This is a genomic window from Pseudomonadota bacterium, from assembly GCA_041395565.1.
Taxonomy (GTDB): Bacteria; Pseudomonadota; Gammaproteobacteria; order UBA9214; family UBA9214; genus UBA9214.
In genome coordinates this window covers 21,275-43,591 of record JAWLAI010000005.1, presented here as the reverse complement: position 1 = coordinate 43,591, position 22,317 = coordinate 21,275, and the positions used below count along the sequence as shown (strand labels likewise).

Here is a 22,317-nt window from a genome sequence, read left to right as displayed (position 1 = left end):
ACCCTAACGTGTGATGATCACCGGATGAACCAGATCAGGTTGCCCCTGCTCGTGCTGAAGAAGGACGAAGACCGGCGTCTGCGCGCCGGTCATCTGTGGATCTACAGCAACGAGGTCGATACCGAGCGGACCCCGCTCGGGGATTTCGAGGCCGGTGAGCCTGTCGTGGTTCAGTCCGCAGCGGGCAAGCTGCTGGGCACCGCCTATGTCAACCCGCAGTCGCTGATCTGTGCCCGCCTGCTGAGCCGGCGGCCCGGGGCCGTCGTCAACGCGGCCTTGCTCGAGCGACGCCTGCGCAGTGCGCTGCAACTGCGCTCCGCGCTGTTCGGCCAACCCTACTACCGACTCGTCTTCGGCGAGAGCGACGGTGTGCCGGGTCTGGTGATCGACCGCTATGCGGACATTTTCGTGTTGCAGATCACCACGGCCGGGATGGAGCGTGCCCGCGACGAGATCATCGAAGTGCTGCAGCGGATGTTCCAGCCTGCCGGCATCCTGTTGCGCAATGACATCCCGGTGCGCGAACTCGAAGGGCTCGGCCGCGATAACATCGTGCTGGGCGAAGTGCCGGACCTGATTCAGGTCGAGGAAGGCGGGGTGCGTTTCGAGGTGCCGCTGGGTGCCGGCCAGAAGACCGGCTGGTTCTACGACCAGCGCAGCAACCGGCTGGCGCTGCACAAATACGCGAGCGGCAAGCGCGTGCTCGACGTGTTCAGCTATGTCGGCGCCTGGGGGCTGCAGGCGGCCAGGGCGGGTGCCGCCGAGGTCTGCTGTGTCGACTCCTCGCAGCCCGCGCTCGCCGCCCTGACGCATTCCGCACATGCCAACGGTCTGCAGGACAGGGTCACGACCCGGGCGGGCGATGCCTTCGAGATCATGCAGGAACTGCGTGCCGAGCGCCGCCAGTTCGATGTGGTGATCGTCGATCCACCCGCGTTCATCAAGCGCCGGCGCGATATCCGCAGCGGCGAACAGGGTTATGCACGGTTGAATCTGCTGGCGTTCGAGCTGTTGGCCCCGGGCGGCATCCTGATATCATGCTCCTGCTCCATGCTGCTCACGGAGCAGCGCCTGCAGGGTATCCTGCTGCAGTCCGCCGTACGCCAGTCACGCCAGCTGCAGATCGTGGAGCGCGGCTTTCAGTGCATGGACCACCCGGTGCACCCGGCGATAGCCGAGACCGCCTATCTCAAGACCTTTTTCTGCCGCGTGCCGACCTGAGCGGCCGCGCGACGGGCCAATTTATGCTGACATATCCGCACATCGATCCTGTTGCTGTCGCCGTCGGTCCGCTGGAGGTGCACTGGTACGGCCTCATGTACCTGATCGGATTCATCGCCGGCTGGTGGCTGGGTGTCGTGCGTACCCGGCGGCCGGGGACCGAATGGCGCGCCGCGGAGATGGCCGACCTGCTGTTTTATATCGCGCTGGGTATCGTGCTGGGCGGCCGCATCGGCTACACGCTGATCTACAATTTCAGCGGTTTCCTGGCCGACCCGCTGGTGCTGTTCCGGATCTGGCAGGGGGGGATGTCCTACCACGGCGGGATGCTGGGCGTTTTCGTCGCCATGTGGCTGTACGCGCGCCATACCGGGCGTACCTTTTTCCGGGTCACGGACTACATCGCGCCGCTGGTGCCGATCGGCCTGGGAGCAGGGCGCCTGGGCAATTTCATCAACGGCGAGTTGTGGGGGCGGCCTACCGACCTGCCGTGGGGCATGGTCTTTCCCTTTGTCGATGCGCAGCCGCGACATCCGTCGATGCTCTACGAACTACTGCTGGAAGGCGTGCTGCTGTTCACGATCCTCTGGCTGTACTCGCGCAAGCCGCGACCCACCATGGCTGTTTCCGGACTCTACCTGATCTGCTACGGCGCGTTCCGCTTCGCGGTGGAATTCGTGCGCATGCCCGATGCGCACATCGGCTACCTGGCGTTCGGCTGGGTGACGATGGGGCATCTGCTCTCGCTGCCGATGATCATCATCGGCCTGGCGTTCTACTGGTATGCCATGCGCCGTACCGATGGCCAGGTCAGCTGGTGAGCAGCCCTGCTGCGCGGGCACTGCCCTGGCCGGCGGTGTATCATTGGCTCACGAGTAACCGGACCACACCCGCATTGTCATGAAACAGTATCTCGATCTGATGCGCCACGTGCGTGACCACGGGGTGCGCAAGGAAGACCGCACCGGCACCGGTACGCTCAGCGTGTTCGGTTACCAGATGCGCTTCGACCTCGCAGCAGGATTCCCGCTGGTGACGACCAAGAAGCTGCACCTGCGGTCCATTATTCACGAGCTGCTGTGGTTTCTGCGGGGAGACACCAACATCCGCTACCTGCACGAGAACAACGTGACCATCTGGGACGAGTGGGCCGATGCCTCGGGCGAGCTGGGTCCCGTCTATGGCTACCAGTGGCGCAGTTGGCCGACGGCGGATGGTCGTCACATCGACCAGATCAGCCAGGTGATCGACCAGATCAGGCATAACCCGGATTCGCGGCGTATCATCGTCAGTGCCTGGAACGTCGCCGCTATCGACAGCATGGCGCTGCCGCCGTGTCACGCCTTCTTCCAGTTCTACGTCGCCTCGGGCCGCCTGTCATGCCAGCTCTACCAGCGCAGCGCCGACATCTTCCTCGGCGTCCCGTTCAATATCGCCTCCTATGCCCTGCTGCTGCAGATGATGGCGCAGGTAACCGGTCTGGAGGCCGGTGATTTCGTGCATACCTTTGGCGATGCCCACCTCTACCTGAACCACCTGGAACAGGCCGACTTGCAGTTGTCGCGCAGCCCGCGCGCGCTCCCGGTCATGCGCCTGAATCCCGCTGTGCAGGACCTGTTCGCCTTCACGTTCGATGATTTCGAGCTGCAGGATTACGATCCCCATCCGCACATCAAGGCACCGGTCGCCGTCTGAGGCAGGCCCCGATCATGCAGTTGTCGATCATCGTGGCCATGGATGCCAACCGTGTCATCGGTCATGAAAACCGCCTGCCCTGGCACCTGCCGGCGGATCTGCGGCATTTCAGGGAGATCACCATGGGCAAGCCGATTGTGATGGGGCGCAGGACCTGGGAATCCATCGGGCGGCCGTTGCCGGGACGGGCCAATATCGTCATCACCCGCGATCGCTCCTTCACTGCGGCCGGTTGTGTGGTCGTGCATTCCGTATCCGAGGCGCTGGCTGCGGCGGCGGGGTATGCAGAGGTCATGCTCATCGGGGGGGCGCAACTGTACCGCCAACTGCTGCCCCGGGCGGACCGGCTCTATATCACGCAGGTGGACGGCGAGTTTCCGGGCGATGCCTGGTTTCCGGAGCTGGATCCGGCAGAGTGGCGCGAGGTGGCGCGCAGCGATCATGCACCGGACGACAAGAATGCCCATGGTCTGCATTTCATCACACTGGAGCGGATCGCGCCTTGACCTCCGGCGCGCCGCATCATCGCGGCCGCCTCAACCCGGCTTACGCTGGCCGGCACATTTCAGGTTGAACCAGCGCGGTTCGCCGTCCAGGCGCAGTGCCGTCATCGCGCCACCCCAGAGGCAACCGGTGTCCAACGGGTAGACCCCCGGCGCATCGACCCGGCCCAGCGTCGACCAGTGACCGAACACGACCCTGAGATCGCGGCTGGCGCGGGGAAGGTCGAACCAGGGCAACAGTCCCGCCGGCTGGCTGCCCGGCGGACCCTTGGCGTGGAAATCGAGCTTGCCCCCGGCATCGCAGTAGCGCATGCGGGTGAAACAGTTCACACAGAAGCGCAGTCGGTCCCAGCCCTGCAGATCCTCCGTCCAGCGGCTGGGCCTGTTGCCGTACATGTGCTCGATGAATTTCAAGAGCTGCGGACCCTGCAGCGCCGCTTCGACCTCGCGCGCGCAGCGCTGTGCCAGGGTAAGGTCCCATTGCGGTGCCAGTCCGGCATGCACCATGGTGTATCCGATTGCGGCGTCGTGATGCAGCAGGGGGCGCCGGCGCAGCCAGTCGACGAGATCGTCGCGGTCGGGGGCTGCAAGCACGGCATCCAGCGTGTGGCCACCCCGGCCCAGCGGGCGGCCGTGACTCGCCGCGATCAGGTGCAGATCGTGATTGCCGAGCACGCAGATGGCGGCCGCTCCGAGTGCGCGCACGAAACGCAGCGTTTCCAGGGATTTCGGGCCGCGGTTCACCAAGTCGCCGACCAGCCAGAGCTGATCGGCGGCCGGATCGAAATGCAGCTGCTCGAGCAGCGCCTGCAATTCGTCGAAACAGCCCTGGATGTCACCTACGGCATAGACGGCCACGACAAGCGTCAGTGCAGGGTGCGCGGTATCGCCAGGGTGAATGGCGGAATGATCGCATCAAACTCGTCGCCGTTCTCGGCGACCATCTGGTACTCACCGCGCATGCTGCCCACGGGGGTGGAGATCATGGTGCCGCTGGTGTACTGGAAACCTTCGCCCGGGTTCAGGTGCGGCTGCTCGCCGACCACGCCTTCGCCGCGGACTTCCTGGGTGTTGCCGTTGGCGTCGGTGATGATCCAGTGCCGCGAGAGCAGTTGTGCCGGTACCTCGCCCTCGTTACGGATCGTGATGGTATAGGAGAACACGTAGCGATCCTTCTCCGGCTCGGACTGGCCTTCGATGTAATCCGTCTCGACTTCAATCGTGATGTTGTGAGGTTGCTCGCTGCTCATGGTCTGCCGTCCCGTGTGAATGGCGTTAGGATACGCATCCGCGTCCTGTGTGACAAAAAACCGTCTGCTGATTTGACAGCCTGTCCGATCGTTCAGCTTCACACATATATATATCGGCGCGCCCGCCAGGAGAAGTATCGGTTTGCCCGCCGGCAGCAGCGGTCACCACCGCGACCGCGCGGCAAGACGGGATGATACGTCAAAAATACGACTCTCCGGATATGCGCATATAACCATATGTAAAATATAGAGAAAAAAACGTCCGCAGGCGCATCCGTCGCCGGTCTGCGACACATGGGCGAAATTTGTGAAACACATCACGTTTTGGCGGTCACGGTTTGGTCATTATGAGGTTGTCCGGTGCGCGGGGCCTGCTCCCGACCCGGGTACCACCGATGAGCACAGAGGCAGCCATGATGAACCGTAACCACATGTTCCGCATGAAAAATATTCTGCTTCTGGTGTCCTTGCTGCCGGTGGTTGCGCTGCCGGGCATCGCCCGGGGAGCGGACGGTCGCACCGAGAAGGGTTACTTTTCCCAGTTGCTCGATGGCGACATCCGGCTGGCCCCGATTGGTAACCGGGCCGATCTGCATATGACCTTCCTGGCGCCGACCAACACCGCGGATGCCTACACTGCGGTGCATGCCGACCGGCCGGATGGCAGCAACAGCGGGATACACCTGTCGGTGCGTCTGCCGCTGAAATGATACCGGGCCGGTGCCTTGCGCCGGCCGTTCCGACCCCGCTCACGTTTCCTCTGCGGCACGGTTCGCCAGTGCCGCAAAGTCGCTCAGATCCAGCGTTTCCGCACGCGCGGCGGGATCGATACCCACCGCACGAATCGCCTCCGCCTCGAGCAGTCCGCGCAGGGTATTGCGCAGGGTCTTGCGGCGCTGGGCGAAGGCCTGCTGCACCAGCCTGGCGAACAGCGCTGGATCGCTGACCGCCACCGGTGCCTGCGCGTAGGGCAGCAGCCGCACGAAGGCCGACTCCACCTTCGGCGCCGGTGTGAAGGCGCCGGGACCGATGGTGAACAGCGGACAGACCTGGCAACGATACTGCAGCATCACGCTCAAACGGCCGTACTGGCCACTGCCGGGACTGGCGGCCATGCGCTCCACGACTTCCCGCTGCAGCATGAAATGCATGTCATGGATGCAGCGGCTCTGGTCAAGCAGATGAAACAGCAGCGGCGTGGAGATGTTGTAGGGCAGATTGCCGATTATCCTCAGGCCGGCAGCGTCGGCCAGGCTGCAGAAGTCAAAGCGCAGCGCATCCGTGTTGTGAATCGTGAGTTCGCCTGCCGTGCGGCAGCGCGTACGGAGCGGTTCGATCAGGTCGCGATCGATTTCGATGACCGTGAGACTGCCGGCGGCCTGGAGCAGGGGCAGGGTGATCGCGCCCTGTCCCGGCCCGATCTCTACCAGCCGCTCGCCCGGCTGCGGGGCGATTGCCGTGAGGATCTTTGCGATGATGCCGGGATCGTGCAGGAAATTCTGGCCAAAGCGTTTCCGGGGACGGTGGGTCAAGGGTTTGTCCACTATTTATCAGTACTTACGATTTGTTTGCGCAGGATTTGGATGCGATGATCCGGGCAGATCCGCTGCAGTGGCGTGCAGGGTACGATCCCGGCTTGCAGCGAGGATCGCATCGGTGATGTTTCCGGGCAAGCTGTTGCCGTTGCATGTCATCAACCGGCGCGGTGTCCTGATTTGACCGATGCTGCCGGATCGGCTACTTGTCATTGTTTCGCCGTGGAAATCCGGCAGTTGCCGGGCGCCCGGGCGCCATGCTGCAGCCACGCTGCCGTGTTACTGCCGGCACGGCTGCCCGGTGCCGCGGCTGGATACACCGATTTCATGCTGACGATACCTCATTCATTTACATGGCCGCCGGAATCCCTATCCTTCGGGTTACCTGCATCTTCCCGGTTCCATAGCAAAGGGTAATCGCTTATGCCGCTGGTAACTATGCGCGATATGCTGCAACACGCTTACCGAAACGGTTATGCCGTGGGAGGTTTCGACCTGGTAAGCCTGGATTTCCTCGAGGCGATCATCGCGGCCGCCGAGTCCCGGCGCGCACCGGTAATCCTCTCGCTGGCGGAATCGCATTTCGAGTACTACGACTTCGAGTTGGCCATGGCGGCGTGCGAGGCGGCGGCCAGGCGCAGCAGGATACCCGTGGCCATTCACCTGGATCACGGCGCCTCCCTCGACTCGGCGGTGCGGGCGATAAATCTCGGCTGCACCGGCGTCATGGTGGACGCCTCCCACGAGGCCTTTGCCATGAATGTCAGCCGCACGCGACAGATCGTGAACATGGCGCATGCCTGCGGCGTGCCGGTCGAGGGTGAGCTGGGCTACGTGGCCGGTGTGGAGGGTGAGGATGCAGAGAAGCATCCCGGTGCTGTGGTTTACACCTCGGTGGAAGAGGCGGCTGCCTATGTGCAGGAGACCGGTGTGGACTTTCTCGCTGTTTCGATTGGGACCGTGCACGGCCGCATGCAGGGTGTGCCGGTGCTCGATTTTGAACGCCTGCGCGCGATCAACGAACGCTTGCAGATCCCGCTGGTCATCCATGGCGGCACGGGACTGTCGGATGATCAGTTCCGGCAGCTGATCGCGAACGGTGTCAGCAAGATCAACTATTACACCGCGCTGGCCGATGCCGCCGGCGCGCGCATGCGTGACAATGCGGCTGCTGACGCACGCCGTGGCTATACGGGGATCGTCGACGGTATCCAGGACGCCATGCGTGCCGAGATCGAACGCTGCATGGATCTGTGGGGTTCGGCAGGCCAGGCCGATGCGGTACTTGCCGTTGCCGCAGCCTGGCGGCCGGTGCATCACGTCATCATCTACAACGTGGATGGCGGGGACGAAGCCGAAATTGCGGCCATGATGCAAGAAGGCAAGCGGGTGTTGAGCCGAATACCGGGCGTGCGCCGGGTCATAACCGGCAAGGCGGTTCGGAATGATGCAAAATACCGCTTCAGCTGGCTGATCGAATTCGTGCATGAAAAGGTGATCGACAGCTATCGCGAACACCCCGATCATGCGGACTTCGCCAACCGTCTGTTCCGACCCGTTGCGGGCGACCGGATCAGTATCGATTATCTGGAGTATTGAGCGGCGCTTCACGGCGTTGCCGGCGGCTACGATGCCGCCGAATCCCGCGGTCAGCAGCCTTGCGCTGCGGCCTGCGCAGTCAACGTGGATGTGCGCTATGAAAATTCATGCCAGTACCATCGAGGTTGCCAGCGGGGCGGGCATTGCCGTGCACGATCTCATGCCCGACCTGCGGGCGGCGGTGCGCGCCTCGGGCATACAGGACGGCTTTGTAACCGTCACGTCCCAGCACAGCACCACCGCCATCGGTATCAATGAGTACGAAGCACGCCTGCTGGAGGATGTGAAGGCCTTCCTCGGCCGGTTGATTCCGCCTGCCGACAAGTATCTGCATAACGATATTGCGCTGCGTGACTGCCCGCCCGATGAACCGGAGAATGCCCACTCGCACCTGGCGGCCATGCTGCTGGGAAGCTCGGAGGTCATAGCGCTCGCAGCCGGTGAACTCGTGCTGGGCCGCTATCAGTCGGTGCTGCTGTACGAGCTGGACGGGCCGCGCCAGCGCCAGGTGCGCGTGTCGGTCTATGGCGCCTAGGCGCGTACCCGGGGGCGGCGTACACTTTCCTGATCCCGCGGCGGAATGAACGGCCGGCGGGCGGCATCCACGCTTGTCACCTGCATGGCATCATGAACTGCCGCTGTTGCGGGACGGCTGGCCCGTGGCCGCCTGCTGCCGCCGTGTCAGCTCGCCGAGGAGCAGCTCGATCTGATCGGCTAGCGTGTCAGCCAGCACGCCGGCGTCATCACTGCGATCGCGTGCGCTGATCTCAATCTGCGCGGCCAGTTCGGAGAGGTGCATGGCCGCAAGGTTTCCCGTCACGCTCTTCAACCCATGGGCAATCCGGCTGAGCGCGGCGGGGTCGCGCGCGCAGGCGGCCTGCCGCAGCTCCTGCGGGGAGCCCGCCAGCGTCCTGCATGCGGCTGCGATGATCTTGTCGAGCATGGCATGGTTGTTGTTGAACCGTAGCGCCAGTGTTTCCCAGTCGATCATGGTGACCGGCGAGAACGGGGGTGGCAGGTCGCAAGCGGCATTCTGATCTGCGACGCCGCTGCCGCTGGCGGACGGGCGTGGCACGTGCCGCAGCAGGGTGGCGATAAGCTGATCCTCGTCGAACGGCTTGCTTACGTGGTCGGCCATGCCCGAGGCAAAGCATTTCTCGCGCTCTTCTGCCAGGGCATGTGCAGTCAGTCCGATCACCGGCAGTGCCGGCGCCAGCAACCGTATCTGCCGGGTTGCCTCGTAGCCATCCATATCCGGCATCTGCACGTCCATCAGGATGGCGTCGAAGCCGGATGCGCCACGGTCCTTGAGCGCAGCCAATGCCTTGCAGCCGTTCTCGGCGAAACTTACCGACGCACCTTCGCGCTCCAGCATTTCCGCCAGCACCAGCCGGTTGATTTCGACATCCTCGGCAGCCAGCAGGCGCAATCCCTGCAGGCGGGCGCCTGCATGAACGTGGATGGGGCTGTCCTGTTCGACAACCCCGTGTGTGGGTATCAGCGGCAGGGACAGGGTGAATTCGCTGCCTGCGCCAGGCTGGCTGCCGGCCTGCAGAGCGCCGCCCATGAGTCTGGCCAGACTGTAACTGATGGCAAGGCCCAGACCGCTGCCGCCGAAACGTCTGGAGGTGGAGTTATCCGCCTGTTCGAACGGTTTGAACAGACGGCTCAGCTGTGATTCCGTCATGCCGATACCCGTGTCGGTGACCCGGAACAGCAGGCGCTCATGCGCGGTACTCACCGCCAGGGTGATCCTTCCATGGTTGGTGAATTTCACGGCATTGGAGAGCAGGTTGGCCAGGATCTGCTCCAGGCGCAGGGCATCGCCTTCAACCCACTCCGGCAGCCCGTCTTCCAGGTGCAGCGCCAGCGACAGATGCTTGTCCTCCGCCTGATTCCGCACCAGGTTCGCTGCATTGTGCACCGAGTTCACCAGGAGGAAGGGGTGCTTTTCCACGGTGAGTTTGCCCGCATCGATCTTGGAGAAGTCGAGTATGTCGTTGACGACATGCAGCAGGTGCTTGCCGGCGATGCCGATCTTGCGGAACAGTTCGAGCGCCATTTCCGGAGTGACCCCGCGCTCGCCCATTTTCGCCAAGCCGAGTACCCCATTGAGTGGCGTGCGAATTTCATGGCTCATGTTGGCAAGGAACTGGCTCTTGGCCTGGTCTGCCGCCTCGGCCTTCTCCTTCTCTACCACGGCCTGTTCCGCTGCCTTGCGTTCGGAGATATCCACGTGGGTACCGACCATACGCAGCGGCTTGCCCGCGGAATCGCGCACCATGATTGCGCGTGACAGTATGTGTACCCAGTGTCCCTGCCTGTGGCGCATGCGGAATTCGGTGACGAACCCCTCGGATATGCTGGCGATGCAGTGCTCGATCATTGCCAGTGTCCGCTGCCGGTCATCGGCATCGACCAGCCGCTCCCATGTGCTGAATGCGTTTTCCAGTTCGTCATCGGCATAGCCGAGCATGGATTTCCAGCGCGGTGAGTAATACACGGCACCTGACTGCATGTCCCAGTCCCACAGCCCGTCATTGGCCGCGCGCATAGCCAGCTCGAAGCGTTCCTCGCTCGCACGCAGGGCGTCCTCTGCAGCCTTGCGCGCGGTAATGTCGCGGGCGATGCCGAGGACGCCGAGCACCTTGCCTGCCTCCGTCTTGAGCGGTGTCTTGATGGTTTCGAACAGGCCGCGGTAGCCGGTGGCTGCGAAGGTGAGCCATTCCTCGTTCACGCTCGGGCTGCCGGCCGCGAGCGCGGCGCGGTCGTTCGCGCGAAAGAAATCAGCAAGTTCCCGGCTGACGAAGTCATAGTCGCTGTGTCCGAGCAGGCTTGTTTCCGGGACGCCGTAGAGTCCTTCGAATGCGCGGTTGCAGGCGAGATAGATGCCGTCCGGATCCTTCAACCATACCAGATCGGGAATGGTATCGTTCAGGCTGCGTAGCAGGGTCCTGGCATGCTCGGAATGCGCGAGTTCGGCGGCCAGCTCCGAGCGCGCCCGGTCCCGATCTTGCTCCGGCGCGCGGGTGTGCAGTCCGCCGCTGCGGCAGAGCATGATGGACCTGGAAAGATTTTCCAGTACCGGTCTGAAGGTCTGTGCCAGAGGCAGGCTGTGCGCGGTCGGCTGCACCGCCAGCAGCAGGATGAGGGTGGCCCCGTCAACCGGGAGTTTCAGGCCGTGGCGATACTGCCCATTGTCGTTGAGGTCGGCGGACAACGTGTCCGCATCGAGTAGCTCGATCGTGTCGCCGGCAAGCACCGGGTCGAGTGCGATCACCTGTCCAACACGCTGCTTCAGCCGATGATCGCCGCTCACGCTCACGATGCGGCCGCAGGCGGCAGCGCCGGTGTGCTGTATGTCAGTGAGGACCAGGCCGGCCGGGAACGCGGTGTGATAGAGGAGGCGTTGCAGCGCCTTGCCGAACAGTGCGTCGATCCGGGTTTCTCCGCCGATCGTCAGGGCCAGGTCATACAGCACTGACAGCACATGTTCGCGTTCCATCAGGTTCTCCCCCTCGGTATCCATGTCAGGGTGGCGTCACGGGTCACAGGCCGGCTGCAGCTGCCGAATGCAGCAACCGGACACAGGCACCCTTGGCGCGGACGACGTCGGTCGCGCATGACACGCGGCAACTAACCGTCTGCATGCAGGGCGGTCGGGCGCCAGGCGATTCCGTTCGCGCCGGTGCCTGGGTGCCGCAAGGGAAGTGTACCGCGCAGTGCCGGATATTTTCCTGCGGCCGCGCAATCCCGCGCCCGCACTGGGTAATTCGCCGGCAGGGCGCAAGGTCGAGCGCCGGGCCACAGCCGCCACCCTGATTGGCATGTGCTGCGGTTGTATTGCTCTCATGCCCAGGGGCGTGTCGATCGCATGCATGCGGTCATCCCTGATTCGCTGTCGCCTGGCTCGGCAGACTGGCATCGGACCTGCTGCGAGTAATCTTGAGCTATTACGCCATATTAGCTGCCCGTTCGCGGGCAATATATGGCGGCGGCCGGTGCGCGCAGGCCCCTGTCCACGCCGGTATGCAGACGTGGATGTGATTCCCGTTCAAGAAGTTAGGCGCAGGTGACGATCAATCAATGGTTGCAGACACTCCCGGGTGAAATGGAAGTTGCCCAGATGATCAGGCTGCCTGGAACAGGGCGCCGGCCCGCTCTGGCTCGCATTGCGCGGCAGGCCTCTTTGCAGGCGGTTGCCGGTTCCCGGCGTTCCGTGCAGGCCGCGCGGCAGGCAGTTCATGAGTTACTTCCCAACCGGATCGTACCGGTACAGAACGCCGCGTCACGGCTGACTGCCGGTACGGCTACGCGGCGCCATCCATGCCACCGCGGTGAAACCGGCAGGCACAAGACCGCGCTGCGCTGCAGGCCTGTCTCCTCTCCGGGCTTGGGGCGGCGCAGTGAACGGCCTTAGGGTTATAAGCATGAACAGCAACATACAGCACCAGGTTGACATCAGACGCACGCAACTGCTGTATGCGAACGGCGCGCTGTCCAACGTGACGATAGTGGTCGCCTGCAGCGTCTCGTTCTTCATCCTCTGGGGCGCGATACCGCCCTGGCAGGTGATCGGCTGGTATGGCTACATGGTGTCGGTGGTGGCACTGCGCGCGGGCTTGCTGGCCTGGCATGGCAGGAGTCTGGACGCTAACCAGCGCGCGCGGTTCTGGGCGCGGTACTACATCGCGGCCACCGTGCTGCTGGGCGTGGGCTGGACGTTCCTGGTCGTCATCGGGTTCAGCGAGGATATCTGGATCCGCATGCTGATAGTCCTGCTGGTGGTCGGTGTCATTTCGGGATCGGTACCGGTGATGATCTCCTTCCCGGTCGCGATGCGGCTGTACAGCCTGCCGCCCATGGGGGTGCTCATCGGCCTGATGGTGCTGCAGGGCGACAGCAAGCACATGCTGCTCGGCCTCGGTCTGGGTATCTACACCCTGCTCATGCTGCGCGCGGTGCAAAATCTGCACGATACCCTGGTGAAGAGCCTCGAGCTGCAGTTCGAGAACCAGGAACTGGCCGTCAATCTCACCGAAGAGAAGCGCAAGGCCGAACACCTGAATGCGAGCCTGGAACACGAGGTGGCCGAGCGCAGGCAGGCGCAGCAGGCACTGGAGCGGCACCGGCAGAACCTGGAGGCCGAGGTGCAGGCGCGCACCGCCGAGCTGAACCATGCCAAGCTCGCAGCCGAGGCGGGGAACCGTGCCAAGAGCGAGTTCCTGGCCACCATGAGCCACGAGATCCGTACCCCGATGAACGGTGTGCTGGGAATGACCGAGTTGCTGCTCGGCACCGAGCTGTCGCAGCGGCAGCGGCAGTATGCCCAGACCGCGCACAGTTCCGGCCAGATCCTGCTGGGCGTGATCAACAACATCCTGGATTTTTCCCGCATCGAGGCGAACAAGCTGAAGCTGGAGCGTGCCGCGTTCCTACTCGACGAGATCATCGAGAGCGTGCTGCAGGTGGTCGCGGAGCAGGCGCGCGCACAGCAGGTGGCGCTACTCGCGGATCTCCCTGCGGCGCGGCAACTGCGGCTGATCGGCGACGAGCTGCGCCTGCGCCAGGTGCTGCTGAACCTGGTCGGCAACGCCGTCAAATTCACCGAACAGGGCAGCATCACGGTGCGGGTCCGGGTGCAGGAGGAGAACGCTGCCGGTGTGTTGCTGCGATTCGAGGTGCAGGATACCGGCGTGGGGATCGATCCGGCCCTGCAGGCGCGCATCTTCGATGCCTTCACCCAGGTGGACGGTTCGAATACCCGCAGATACGGCGGCACCGGGCTGGGGCTGGCGATCAGCAGCCAGCTGGTGGAGCTGATGGGCGGTGAGATCGGCGTGCAGAGTCAGCCGGGGCTGGGTTCGACCTTCCACTTTACCGTGCGCCTGGCACGTGATCTCGCCGCGTCGGAGCGGCAGGCGGACATGACCGGGCTCGCCGGGTTGCGCGTCCTGGTGGTTGACGACAACGCACCGACCCGCAGCCTGCTGCTGCGCAAGCTGTCGGAGTGGGGGATGGAAGCAGACGCTGCGGGCAGTGCCGCCATGGCCCTGCAGCTGCTGCAGGCGGCCGGCGCCAGCGGCCGGCCCTTCGCGTTGGCGATCATCGACCGCAAGCTGCCGGGAATGGACGGTTTCGCGCTGGCACGCGCCATCCGCGCCGATGCGCGCATCGCGGCGATTCGCCTGCTCATGTTTTCCGCGCACCCCGAGGACAGGGAGGATGCGGCCCTGCGTGCGGCGGGTATCGATGCCTATCTGAGCAAGCCCGCGCCGTTCGCGCAGCTGCAGGAGCGGCTGCTTGCGCTGGCGGCCGGACTGGACGCCCCGGCAGCGGCCGGGGGGGCGGCGGAATTGGGCCAGGGCCGGCGCATCCTGCTGGCCGAGGACAATCTCGTCAACCAGACCGTCGCGATTTCCATGCTGGAGGTGCTCGGTTTCACGGTCGATGTGGCCATGAACGGGCAGGAGGCGCTCGCACACGAAGCCGCGACCGACTACAGCATGATCCTGATGGACTGCCACATGCCGGTCATGGACGGTTTCGATGCGGCTGGCGCGATCCGTGCGCGGGAGGCGGCATCCGGCCGTGCGCGTACGCCGATCATCGCACTCACGGCGGACGTGCAGAAGGGGATCCAGGATCAGTGCCAGGATGCCGGCATGGACGATTACCTGAGCAAGCCCTTCGGTACGGAAGACCTGTATGCCGTCCTCGCGCGCTGGCTCGGGGATCGCGCCGACGCCCGGCGCGCGCAGGGCTGATGCGCACCGCCGCGAGCCGGTTCCGGCCGCTGGACAGCAGCCGGGGAACACCGGGACAATGCGCAATGCCGTGCCCACGACCGCTCCCGGTCGCGGCAACGGCGGACAGGGGCTCCCATGGACAGGTTCACGCGCAACTACAGTCTCTTGCTCGGTGCCGTGGTACTGGCGCTGCTGTGCTGGGTCCTCTACGAGAACCCGGAGGTGGCGGCGCTGAACGCGGTGCTCGAGGCAGACCCCGCGCTGGCCGCCTATCCCTACCGCTTCCGGGTGCTGGCGCTCGAGCACGGCGTCGCCGTCATGGGTACGCCGCGCAGCGCCGAGTTTCCTGCCGTGCGGGCGCTGGGTCTGCTGTTCCCGGCGCTGGCGCCGCTGGCGGATGACGATCCCGCGCTGCAGCAGGCACAGCTGGAAATGGCGCGCCTGCAGGAGCGCGCCCGCGCTCGGGTGCTGGAGACGGGCAAGGCCGGCCAGGTGCGCTGGCAGCTGGACAGCGACTGGCTGAGCCGCCACGGCATCGTTCCCGGCAGTTACTGAGCGCCCGCGCGCTGCGCCCTCAGGTGTGCGGACCGGGACCGGGGAGCGCGCACGGCGCGTCCACGCACGCGTTGACCTCGATGGTGACATGGGACAGCCACGCGAAACCGGCGAGCAGCTGCCGGTAATGTTCCGCCGGGCGTGGAACGTGCGTCACCAGCGCGATGATCGCCGCGTAGTCGTTGGCGCCGACCTTCCACACGTGCATGTCGGCGATCCGGTTGTCGGCGTCGTGTTCGATGGCGCTGCGAATGGCCTGCTGGCGCCCGCTGTCGATGCTGGCATCGAGCAGGATCGGACCGGTCTGCGCCAGCAGACCGTATGACCAGCGTGCGATGATGCACGCACCCACCGCGCCCATCACCGGATCCAGCCAGTTCCAGTCAAGATACTTGCCGCAGAGCAGGGCCGTGATCGCCAGCACGGAGGTCAGCGCGTCGGCCAGCACGTGCAGGTAGGCGGCACGCAGGTTGTGGTCGTGATGATGCCGGTGCGCGTGCTCGTGCTCGTGGTCGGGCTCCGCCGCGGGCGCATGGGTATGGCCGTCCTTCAGCAGCAGGGCGCTGACGACGTTCACCAGCAGACCGATCGCGGCGACCATGATGGCCTCGTTGAAGTGGATGGCCTGCGGCAGGAACAGGCGCTGTACCGATTCCAGCAGCATGAGCAGCGCCACCACCACCAGCACGATCGCGCTGGTGTAGCCGCCCAGGACGCTGACCTTGCCGGTGCCGAAGGAGTAGTCGGGATTGTCGGCGTGCCGGCGCGCGTGGCGGTAGGCGAACACGGTGATCATGAAGGCGGCGACGTGTGTGCCCATGTGCCAGCCGTCCGCCAGCAGCGCCATCGAGCCGAACAGGCTGCCGGCGGCGATCTCGACCACCATGGTCAGCGCGGTGAGCAGCAACACCAGGTAGGTGCGCCGCTCGGCCCGGCTGTCGTGCACCGAGAAATCGTGCCGGTGCTGCAGCTGCTGCAGCGTGTGGCCGTGCAGTTCCCGCGGCGGCTGGCCGTGCTCAGGCATCGTCCGCATCCGTTGCGCCGGCCGCGCGGCGGGCCATGTCCGCCGCGCAGCGCACGGCGGCCAGCAGGCTGCCGGTATCGGCGTGGCCGGTGCCGGCCAGCTCCAGCGCGGTACCGTGATCGACCGAGGTGCGGATGAGCGGCAGTCCCAGCGTGATGTTGACCGCGCGGCCGAAGCCGACGTGCTTGAGCACCGGCAGCCCCTGGTCATGGTACATGGTCAGGAAGGCGTCACCGGCCGCGATGCCCGCCGGCGTGAACGCCGTGTCGGCGGGCAGCGGGCCGGCCAGGTCCATGCCCGCGGCGCGCAGTTCGTCCATGACCGGGATGATGGTCTCGATCTCCTCGCGGCCGAGATGGCCGCCCTCGCCGGCGTGCGGGTTGAGCCCGCATACCCGGATGCGCGGCCGCGCGATGCCGAAGCGCGTGCGCAGGTCGTGGTGCAGGATGTGCAGCGCCCGCCGCAGCCGCGCGCGGGTGATCAGGCCGCTGACCGCCGCCAGCGGCACATGGGTGGTCACCAGGGCCACGCGCAGACTGCCGGCGGTGAGCAGCATGACGACCTCCGCGCACCCGGTCCGTGCCGCGAGATACTCGGTGTGGCCGCTGAAGGGGATGCCGGCGTCGTTGATCACGGCCTTGTGCACCGGCCCCGTCACCAGGGCGGCGAACTGCCCGTCCCGGCAGCCGGCCACCGCGCGATCCAGCGTGTCGAGCACGTAGCGGGCATTGCCGGGAGCGGCGACCCCGCAGCTCACGGGCGCGTGCAGGGCGACCTCGGCCACGCAGAACGTGCCGGGGGTGGCCGGGCGCGGGGCCGCTGCCGGGTCGAAACGGTGGATGCGCGCCGGCAGCCCGAGCCGGGCGGCGCGGTCCTCGAGCAGCGCGGGATCGCAGATATAGACCGGCTCGATGTCCGCGGGCAGGTGCGGCTGCGCCAGCAGGCACAGGTCGGCGCCGATGCCGGCCGGTTCGCCGGGCGTGACAGCAATGCGGAGGACGGTGCCGGACAAGGGGAGGGGCGTCAGCTCTCGGTGAGGCGGAACTCCACGTAGGCCTCGTCGCGCAGGCGCCGCAGCCAGAGCACCAGTTCCTCGTCGTACTTGCGCGAGCGGATCAGGTTCTTTGCGCGGTTGCGCTCGAACTCTACCGTGTCATCGCGGTCGCGGTATTCCAGTACCTGGATCAGGTGCCAGCCGTAACGGGTATGGAGCGGCGCGCTGATCTCGCCCGGCGCGAGCCCGTTCATGACGCTCTCGAACTCCGGGATGGTGTCGCCCGGTCCGAGCCAGCCGAGATCGCCACCCTTGGCCGCCGTGAGCGTGTCCTGCGAATGGGAGCGCGCCAGCGTCGCGAAATCCTCGCCGCCGCGCAGACGCAGCTCCAGCTGCCGGATGCGGTCTGCGTTGTCCGTGTCGCTGTGCAGGTCGTCTTCCTTGAGCAGGATCTGGCGGACGTGGGTCTGGCGCATGATGTGGCGTTCGTCGCCGCGCTTCTCGAGCAGCTTGATGATATGGAAACCGCCGGGGCTGCGGATCAGGGTCGAGATGTCTCCCGTGTGCATGTCCTTGAGCGGCTCGATGAACAGTTCCGGCATCTGGCCGAGACTGCGCCAGCCGATATCGCCGCCTTCCAGCGCGGTCTGGGCGTCCGACTCGGCGATGGCGGTCTGCGTGAAATCGGCACCCGCGCGCAGGCGCCCGAGGATGTCCGTGGCCTTGCGTTCCGCGGCCTGCACCTGCTCCGGGCTGGCGGCCTCCGGAATCGCGACGAGGATGTGCGCCAGATGGTACTCCACATCGCCCGTGCCGCTGGCCTTGAGCGCGGCCAGCAGGTTGTCGATCTCCTGGTCCGTCACGCGGATGCGGTTGCCGACCATCTGCCGGCGCAGTTCCTGGATGAGCAGCTGGCGGCGCAGATCCTCGCGGAAGGCGGCGTAGCTGAAACCGTCACGTTCGAGCACGGCGCGGAATTCGGCCACCGAGATGCCGTTGCGGCGGGCGAGATCCTGCACCTCGTTGTTCAGCGCGCTGTCGTCGATGGTCATGCCGTTGGTCTCGGCCAGCTGCAGTTGCAGCTTTTCAACCACCAGCCGTTCCAGCACCTGCTTCTCCAGCACGTCGCGGGGCGGCAGCGGGGTGCCCTTGCCCTGCAGCTGGGCGCTGACGTTCGCCATGGCCTGGTCCAGCTCGCTGGAGACGATGATGCCGTCGTTGACGACGGCGACGATGCGGTTCAGCAGGGACTCGCCGGCGCCGGGCGTCGGTTCGGTGCTGTCGGCGGCGTGCAGGCCGGCGCTGCCGAGGGCGAGCGACAGCAGGAGCGCCGTGATGAGGTGATGTTTCATAGGTGTCGGTTCGGGTGCTGCGTTCAGTCGGCCTGGTAGCCAAGAATACCACGTTCGAGCGCGTCATCGACGCTGGTGCCGAGCTTGCCCAGCCCCTTGAATTCCAGCTGCAGGAACACGGCGTTGGTGCGCGTGCTGCCGTCGTTGTTGATGTAGTTGCGGGCCAGCAGCTGCACACCCCAGCAGCAGCGCTCGTAACCCAGACCGCCGAGCGTCTCGATAGTTTCACTCGCCGTGAGATCGTAGTACCAGCGGCCGACCAGGTGCCAGGACTGCCCGAGCGGCCAGAGGAAGGAAACGTCGGTCTGTTCCTGGATGGCATCGCGGAAGCGGTAGCCCAGGTTGATGAGCCGGCGCTGGTCGAGACGGTACTGCAGGTGGTAGTTGCTGCGCTCGGTGCGGGATTCGTGCGGATTCCAGAGCACCTCGCCACGGGCCGTCCAGTGGCGGGTCAACGCCAGCGACAGCTCGCCGATGATGTCCGAACTCGAGGTCAGGTCGGCGGTGTCGCCCGGCAGGGTCACGGTACGGTCGCGGAAATAGAACAGCGAACCCAGGCTCATGCCGAGCAGCTGCCGGCCGCTGGCCGGATCGAGGAAGCGCGAGGTCAGCGCCAGCGCCAGCTGGTTGGCATCGCCCATGCGGTCCGGTCCGTTGAAGCGGTTGTCGCGGAACAGGGTCCAGAAATTGAAATCGTAGTTGCCGGTGTCGAACACCGGCAGGTCGTTCTGGCTGCGCTCCGGGACGTAGAGGTAATACAGGCGCGGCTCCAGCGTCTGGATGTAGGGTTTGTCGCCCCAGCTGCCGTTGCGCTCGAAAAAGCTGCCGGCGTCCAGGCTGTAGACCGGCGTGGTGCGGGTCGGGCTGTCGTCCAGACCGGGGCCGACGTTGTCCAGGGCGTAGCGGGTGTGGCGCACGCTCAGCGCCGGTTCCACGTACCAGCCGGCGCGGCGCAGCGGCAGGCTCAGGCGCGGCTGGATATCGAGCCGGGTCCCGTTGACCAGGGTCTCGTCGCTGTGGGTGAAGTAGTTGAGTTCCGCCAGCACCGAGCTGCGCAGGCCCAGGAAGCGCCGGGCGGGGACCAGTTCGTAGACGATCTGCGGCAGTTGCCGGTAGGGCTGGTCGACCGATGCCAGCGTGGTGTCCAGGTTCTGGAAGTCCTGCACGGTCAGCCCCAGGTTCCAGCCGCTGCCGTGCCAGATGGCGTGCGCGGTGCGCTCCAGGCTGGTCTGGCTGGAGGCCACCAGGGTGCTGCCGAGGTCGCCGAAGTAGAACGGGTCGGAGACATCGCCGGCCTGGATGAAGGTCTCCAGCCGCGGCTGCGGATTGGCGTAGTGGTAGAGGCTGACGTAACGCCGGTCTTCATTGTTGAACTGGCTGTCCGAGGGCAGGTATTCCGCGTTCAGGGTGCCGTTGCTGTGCGGGGTGAGGAAGCGGAATTCGCCGGCCAGCATGGTGCCGCGGTTGCTCATGATGCGCGGGGTGATGGTGGCGTCGCGATCCGGCGCGATGTTCCAGTACCAGGGCACGCTGATGTCGATGCCGGTCTGGTCGGTCGTGCCGATCTTGGGGAACAGCAGCCCGCTCTTGCGCCGGTCGTCCAGCGGGTAACTGATATAGGGGGTGTACAGGATCGGCACCTGCTTGAACGTCAGCCGCGCGTTGCGGGCGGTCACGGTCCCCTCATTGTGATCGATGTCGACCTCGCCGGCCGACAGCAGCCAGTCGCGGTTGCCGGGGGCGCAGGTGGTGTAGGAGGCCTGCTCCAGGCGCAGCCGCCCGGCACCCTCCAGGGTGAGCAGGCTGGCGCCGCCGCGCGCGTGCTGCCGCGGCAGGGCGTAGGTGATCCCGCGCAGGGTGCCGCGCTGGGCGCCGGTCTGCAGCAGCGCGGACTCGCCGCTCGCCACCAGGTCGGGCCCCGCGTAGCGGATGCCGCCGCTGGCCTCGACCTCGCCGGCATCCTGCCGGTAGATGATGTCGCTGGCCTGCAGCTGGCGATCGTCGTAGCGGATCACCGCGTCGCCGCTCAGGGTGATCACGCGGTCGGCACTCGCGGCCGCGGTGTCCGCTTCCAGGTCGACAATTCCGGTCGTGGCGGCGGTCGGACTGACGCCCGTCCAGGCTTCCGGCATGATCGGCGGACACAATGCCCAGCGGTCCGGTTTGCCGCCCGTTGCGGCGGCCGCCGCCGGCGCGGCTGGGGTTGCCACGGGTGCCGGGGCCGTTGCCTGGGCGTCGGCAGCGGCTGCCGTTTCGGCCGGCGCCGTCACCGGCGCGCTGCTGCGTTCCGGTGCGGTTTGTGCGTCCGCTGCCACCGGCGCATCGCTGCGCTCCGGCGCGGTTTGTGCGTCCGCTGCCGCCGGCGGGGTCGTGCCGGCGTCGCAATCCCAGGTGCCGTCCGCCTGCTGCCGGCAGTCCCAGCCTGTCGCCGCCGGCGATTGCTGTGCTGTCAGCAGCGTGAGCGTGAGCAGGGAGAGTGCGGGCAGCCGGTTCATGCGGCGGGTATCCGGGCGGTCGGGCAGGAAGGGCGGAATCGCGACGGGCTGGGGCGCATTGAACAGAGCTAACGTGATCCTGGAATCGGCGGCCGGCCGGATGGCAGACGCGAGGTAAAATCGCATAGAATGGCGTTACTTTCAATTAATTTATAATCAGTGTGTTAGCAATCAAGTCACCCATGCAGCGCATGCTTTTGCTGGGCCTGGCCGCGCTCGCCGCCCTGCTCCTGCTGACCGCGCCGGAACAGGAGGCCGAGCTGCGCGAGGCCTTGCCCACGCGCGTGTCCGTCGCTGCGGTCGGTCTGCACGACCTGCAGCCCGTGGCGACGGTGAGCGGGCGGCTGGAGCCCGCGCGGCAGGCGGCGCTGCACTTCGAGCTGGCGGGACAGGTGGCCGCGCGCGCGGTCGAGCCCGGCCAGGCGGTGACGGCGGGTGAGCTGCTGCTGGCCCTGACGGCGGGCGACTACGCGGACGCACTGGCCGAGGCCGAGGCCCAGCTCGCGCAGGAGCGCCGCCACATCGAGCGCGACCGCGAGCTGCTGGTGCTGGCGCGCCGTAACCAGGCGCTGCAGGACAACGATCTCAAGCGGCTGGAACAGCTCGGCGCGGATGCGCTGGTCTCCAAATCGCACCTGGACGAGGTGCGCATCCAGCTGATCCGGCTGGAATCCGAGGTCGCCCAGCTCAAGGCCAGCACGGCCACAGCGGATGCCCGGCTCGCCCTGAAGGAGGCGGCGCGCAATCGTGCCGCCCGCAACCTGGCGCGCACCGAGCTGCGGGCGCCGTTCGCCGGGACCGTGAACCGGGTCGAGGCCCAGGCCGGCGACTACGTCACCCCGAGCCAGGCGGTCGTCGACCTGGTCGATGCCGCCAGCCTCGACCTGTATGTCGAGGTGCGCGGCGAGGTGGCGGCCGCGCTCGGCCAGGGGCAGCCGGTCGAGGTGCAGGTCGACGGCGCGACCCTGCCCGGCACGGTGCATTCCCTGCAGCTGGACCCGGACCCGGTCACGTTCACGCACGCACTGCGCGTGCGCCTCGCCGCCGGACCCGCCCGCCCCGGACAGGTCGCGCAGGTGCGGCTGCCGTTGCAGCCCCTGCAGCAGGTGGTGGCGGTGCCGGCCACGGCCGTGCTGTACGACGAAGGACAGAGCTTCGTGTTCCGGCTCAATGGCGACACCCTGGAGCGGGTCGCGGTCGTGCCCGGTCACCGGGTCGGCGCCTGGCAGGAGATCCGGCGCGGCATCGACCGGGATGCGCTGATCGTGGTGCGCGACGTCGCGGCGCTCAGCGACGGCCAGCGCGTGAGCGTCGAGCGCCAGCCGCGCACGGCGTCCTGAGGCAC

At 66.1% G+C, this 22,317-nt stretch carries 18 protein-coding genes; 10 read left to right on the top strand and 8 right to left on the bottom strand.

All coding sequences use genetic code 11. The annotated features are described in order from the left end of the window. Positions 1 to 24: 24 nt before the first annotated feature. The 4 genes from R3F42_08075 to folA all read left to right on the top strand — a co-directional run bounded on the left by R3F42_08075 (position 25) and on the right by folA (position 3,422). On the top strand, positions 25 to 1,221 hold the full coding sequence (locus R3F42_08075) for a class I SAM-dependent rRNA methyltransferase (protein ID MEZ5541986.1): 1,197 nt from the start codon (positions 25 to 27) through the stop codon (positions 1,219 to 1,221). A 23-nt stretch (positions 1,222 to 1,244) separates the two neighbouring features. Further along, positions 1,245 to 2,042, top strand: a complete 798-nt coding sequence (lgt, locus tag R3F42_08070) for a prolipoprotein diacylglyceryl transferase (protein ID MEZ5541985.1) — start codon at positions 1,245 to 1,247, stop codon at positions 2,040 to 2,042. 79 nt (positions 2,043 to 2,121) lie between these two features. Next, positions 2,122 to 2,916 (top strand): thymidylate synthase, encoded by a 795-nt coding sequence (locus R3F42_08065; protein MEZ5541984.1) that lies wholly within the window; start codon positions 2,122 to 2,124, stop codon positions 2,914 to 2,916. Between the two features lie 14 nt (positions 2,917 to 2,930). Next, positions 2,931 to 3,422 (top strand): type 3 dihydrofolate reductase, encoded by a 492-nt coding sequence (gene folA, locus R3F42_08060; GenBank protein ID MEZ5541983.1) that lies wholly within the window; start codon positions 2,931 to 2,933, stop codon positions 3,420 to 3,422. 30 nt (positions 3,423 to 3,452) lie between these two features. On the opposite strand, the gene R3F42_08055 is transcribed toward folA, so the two are convergent. Next, positions 3,453 to 4,277, bottom strand: a complete 825-nt coding sequence (locus R3F42_08055) for a symmetrical bis(5'-nucleosyl)-tetraphosphatase (protein MEZ5541982.1) — start codon at positions 4,275 to 4,277, stop codon at positions 3,453 to 3,455. An 8-nt stretch (positions 4,278 to 4,285) separates the two neighbouring features. After that, positions 4,286 to 4,669 carry a Co2+/Mg2+ efflux protein ApaG gene (apaG, locus tag R3F42_08050; protein ID MEZ5541981.1) on the bottom strand — a complete coding sequence of 128 codons (384 nt, stop codon included), beginning with the start codon at positions 4,667 to 4,669 and terminating at the stop codon, positions 4,286 to 4,288. Positions 4,670 to 5,064: 395 nt separating this feature from the next. On the opposite strand from apaG, the gene R3F42_08045 reads away from it, so the two are divergent. Next, positions 5,065 to 5,379, top strand: coding sequence for a hypothetical protein (locus tag R3F42_08045; GenBank protein MEZ5541980.1), 315 nt, complete (start codon positions 5,065 to 5,067; stop codon positions 5,377 to 5,379). Between the two features lie 39 nt (positions 5,380 to 5,418). Here the strand turns inward: R3F42_08045 and rsmA are convergent, their stop codons facing one another. Next, positions 5,419 to 6,201, bottom strand: coding sequence for a 16S rRNA (adenine(1518)-N(6)/adenine(1519)-N(6))-dimethyltransferase RsmA (gene rsmA / locus R3F42_08040; protein ID MEZ5541979.1), 783 nt, complete (start codon positions 6,199 to 6,201; stop codon positions 5,419 to 5,421). Between the two features lie 426 nt (positions 6,202 to 6,627). Between rsmA and R3F42_08035 the strand changes: the two genes are divergently transcribed. After that, positions 6,628 to 7,803 carry a ketose-bisphosphate aldolase gene (locus tag R3F42_08035; protein ID MEZ5541978.1) on the top strand — a complete coding sequence of 392 codons (1,176 nt, stop codon included), beginning with the start codon at positions 6,628 to 6,630 and terminating at the stop codon, positions 7,801 to 7,803. A 97-nt stretch (positions 7,804 to 7,900) separates the two neighbouring features. Next, complete coding sequence (locus R3F42_08030) at positions 7,901 to 8,338, top strand: secondary thiamine-phosphate synthase enzyme YjbQ (protein ID MEZ5541977.1); 438 nt, start codon at positions 7,901 to 7,903, stop codon at positions 8,336 to 8,338. Between the two features lie 90 nt (positions 8,339 to 8,428). Here the strand turns inward: R3F42_08030 and R3F42_08025 are convergent, their stop codons facing one another. Then, positions 8,429 to 11,308: a PAS domain S-box protein gene (locus tag R3F42_08025; protein ID MEZ5541976.1), complete on the bottom strand. Its 2,880-nt coding sequence runs from the start codon at positions 11,306 to 11,308 to the stop codon at positions 8,429 to 8,431. Between the two features lie 925 nt (positions 11,309 to 12,233). Between R3F42_08025 and R3F42_08020 the strand changes: the two genes are divergently transcribed. Both R3F42_08020 and R3F42_08015 read left to right on the top strand, forming a co-directional pair. Then, positions 12,234 to 14,570: a response regulator gene (locus R3F42_08020; GenBank protein MEZ5541975.1), complete on the top strand. Its 2,337-nt coding sequence runs from the start codon at positions 12,234 to 12,236 to the stop codon at positions 14,568 to 14,570. Positions 14,571 to 14,687: 117 nt separating this feature from the next. Next, the gene (locus R3F42_08015; GenBank protein MEZ5541974.1) at positions 14,688 to 15,107 is read left to right on the top strand and encodes a hypothetical protein; all 420 of its coding nucleotides are present in this window, start codon (positions 14,688 to 14,690) and stop codon (positions 15,105 to 15,107) included. Positions 15,108 to 15,126: 19 nt separating this feature from the next. Here the strand turns inward: R3F42_08015 and dmeF are convergent, their stop codons facing one another. The 4 genes from dmeF to lptD are packed head-to-tail and all read right to left on the bottom strand — an operon-like array spanning position 15,127 to position 20,972. After that, positions 15,127 to 16,101 carry a CDF family Co(II)/Ni(II) efflux transporter DmeF gene (dmeF, locus tag R3F42_08010; protein ID MEZ5541973.1) on the bottom strand — a complete coding sequence of 325 codons (975 nt, stop codon included), beginning with the start codon at positions 16,099 to 16,101 and terminating at the stop codon, positions 15,127 to 15,129. 22 nt (positions 16,102 to 16,123) lie between these two features. After that, entirely contained in the window at positions 16,124 to 17,143 is a 1,020-nt protein-coding gene (gene pdxA, locus R3F42_08005) for a 4-hydroxythreonine-4-phosphate dehydrogenase PdxA (GenBank protein ID MEZ5541972.1), read from the bottom strand. An 11-nt stretch (positions 17,144 to 17,154) separates the two neighbouring features. Next, positions 17,155 to 18,477, bottom strand: coding sequence for a peptidylprolyl isomerase (locus R3F42_08000; GenBank protein MEZ5541971.1), 1,323 nt, complete (start codon positions 18,475 to 18,477; stop codon positions 17,155 to 17,157). Positions 18,478 to 18,500: 23 nt separating this feature from the next. Next, on the bottom strand, positions 18,501 to 20,972 hold the full coding sequence (lptD, locus tag R3F42_07995) for an LPS assembly protein LptD (GenBank protein ID MEZ5541970.1): 2,472 nt from the start codon (positions 20,970 to 20,972) through the stop codon (positions 18,501 to 18,503). A gap of 182 nt (positions 20,973 to 21,154) precedes the next feature. Between lptD and R3F42_07990 the strand changes: the two genes are divergently transcribed. Then, positions 21,155 to 22,312 carry an efflux RND transporter periplasmic adaptor subunit gene (locus R3F42_07990; GenBank protein ID MEZ5541969.1) on the top strand — a complete coding sequence of 386 codons (1,158 nt, stop codon included), beginning with the start codon at positions 21,155 to 21,157 and terminating at the stop codon, positions 22,310 to 22,312. Positions 22,313 to 22,317: the final 5 nt, after the last annotated feature.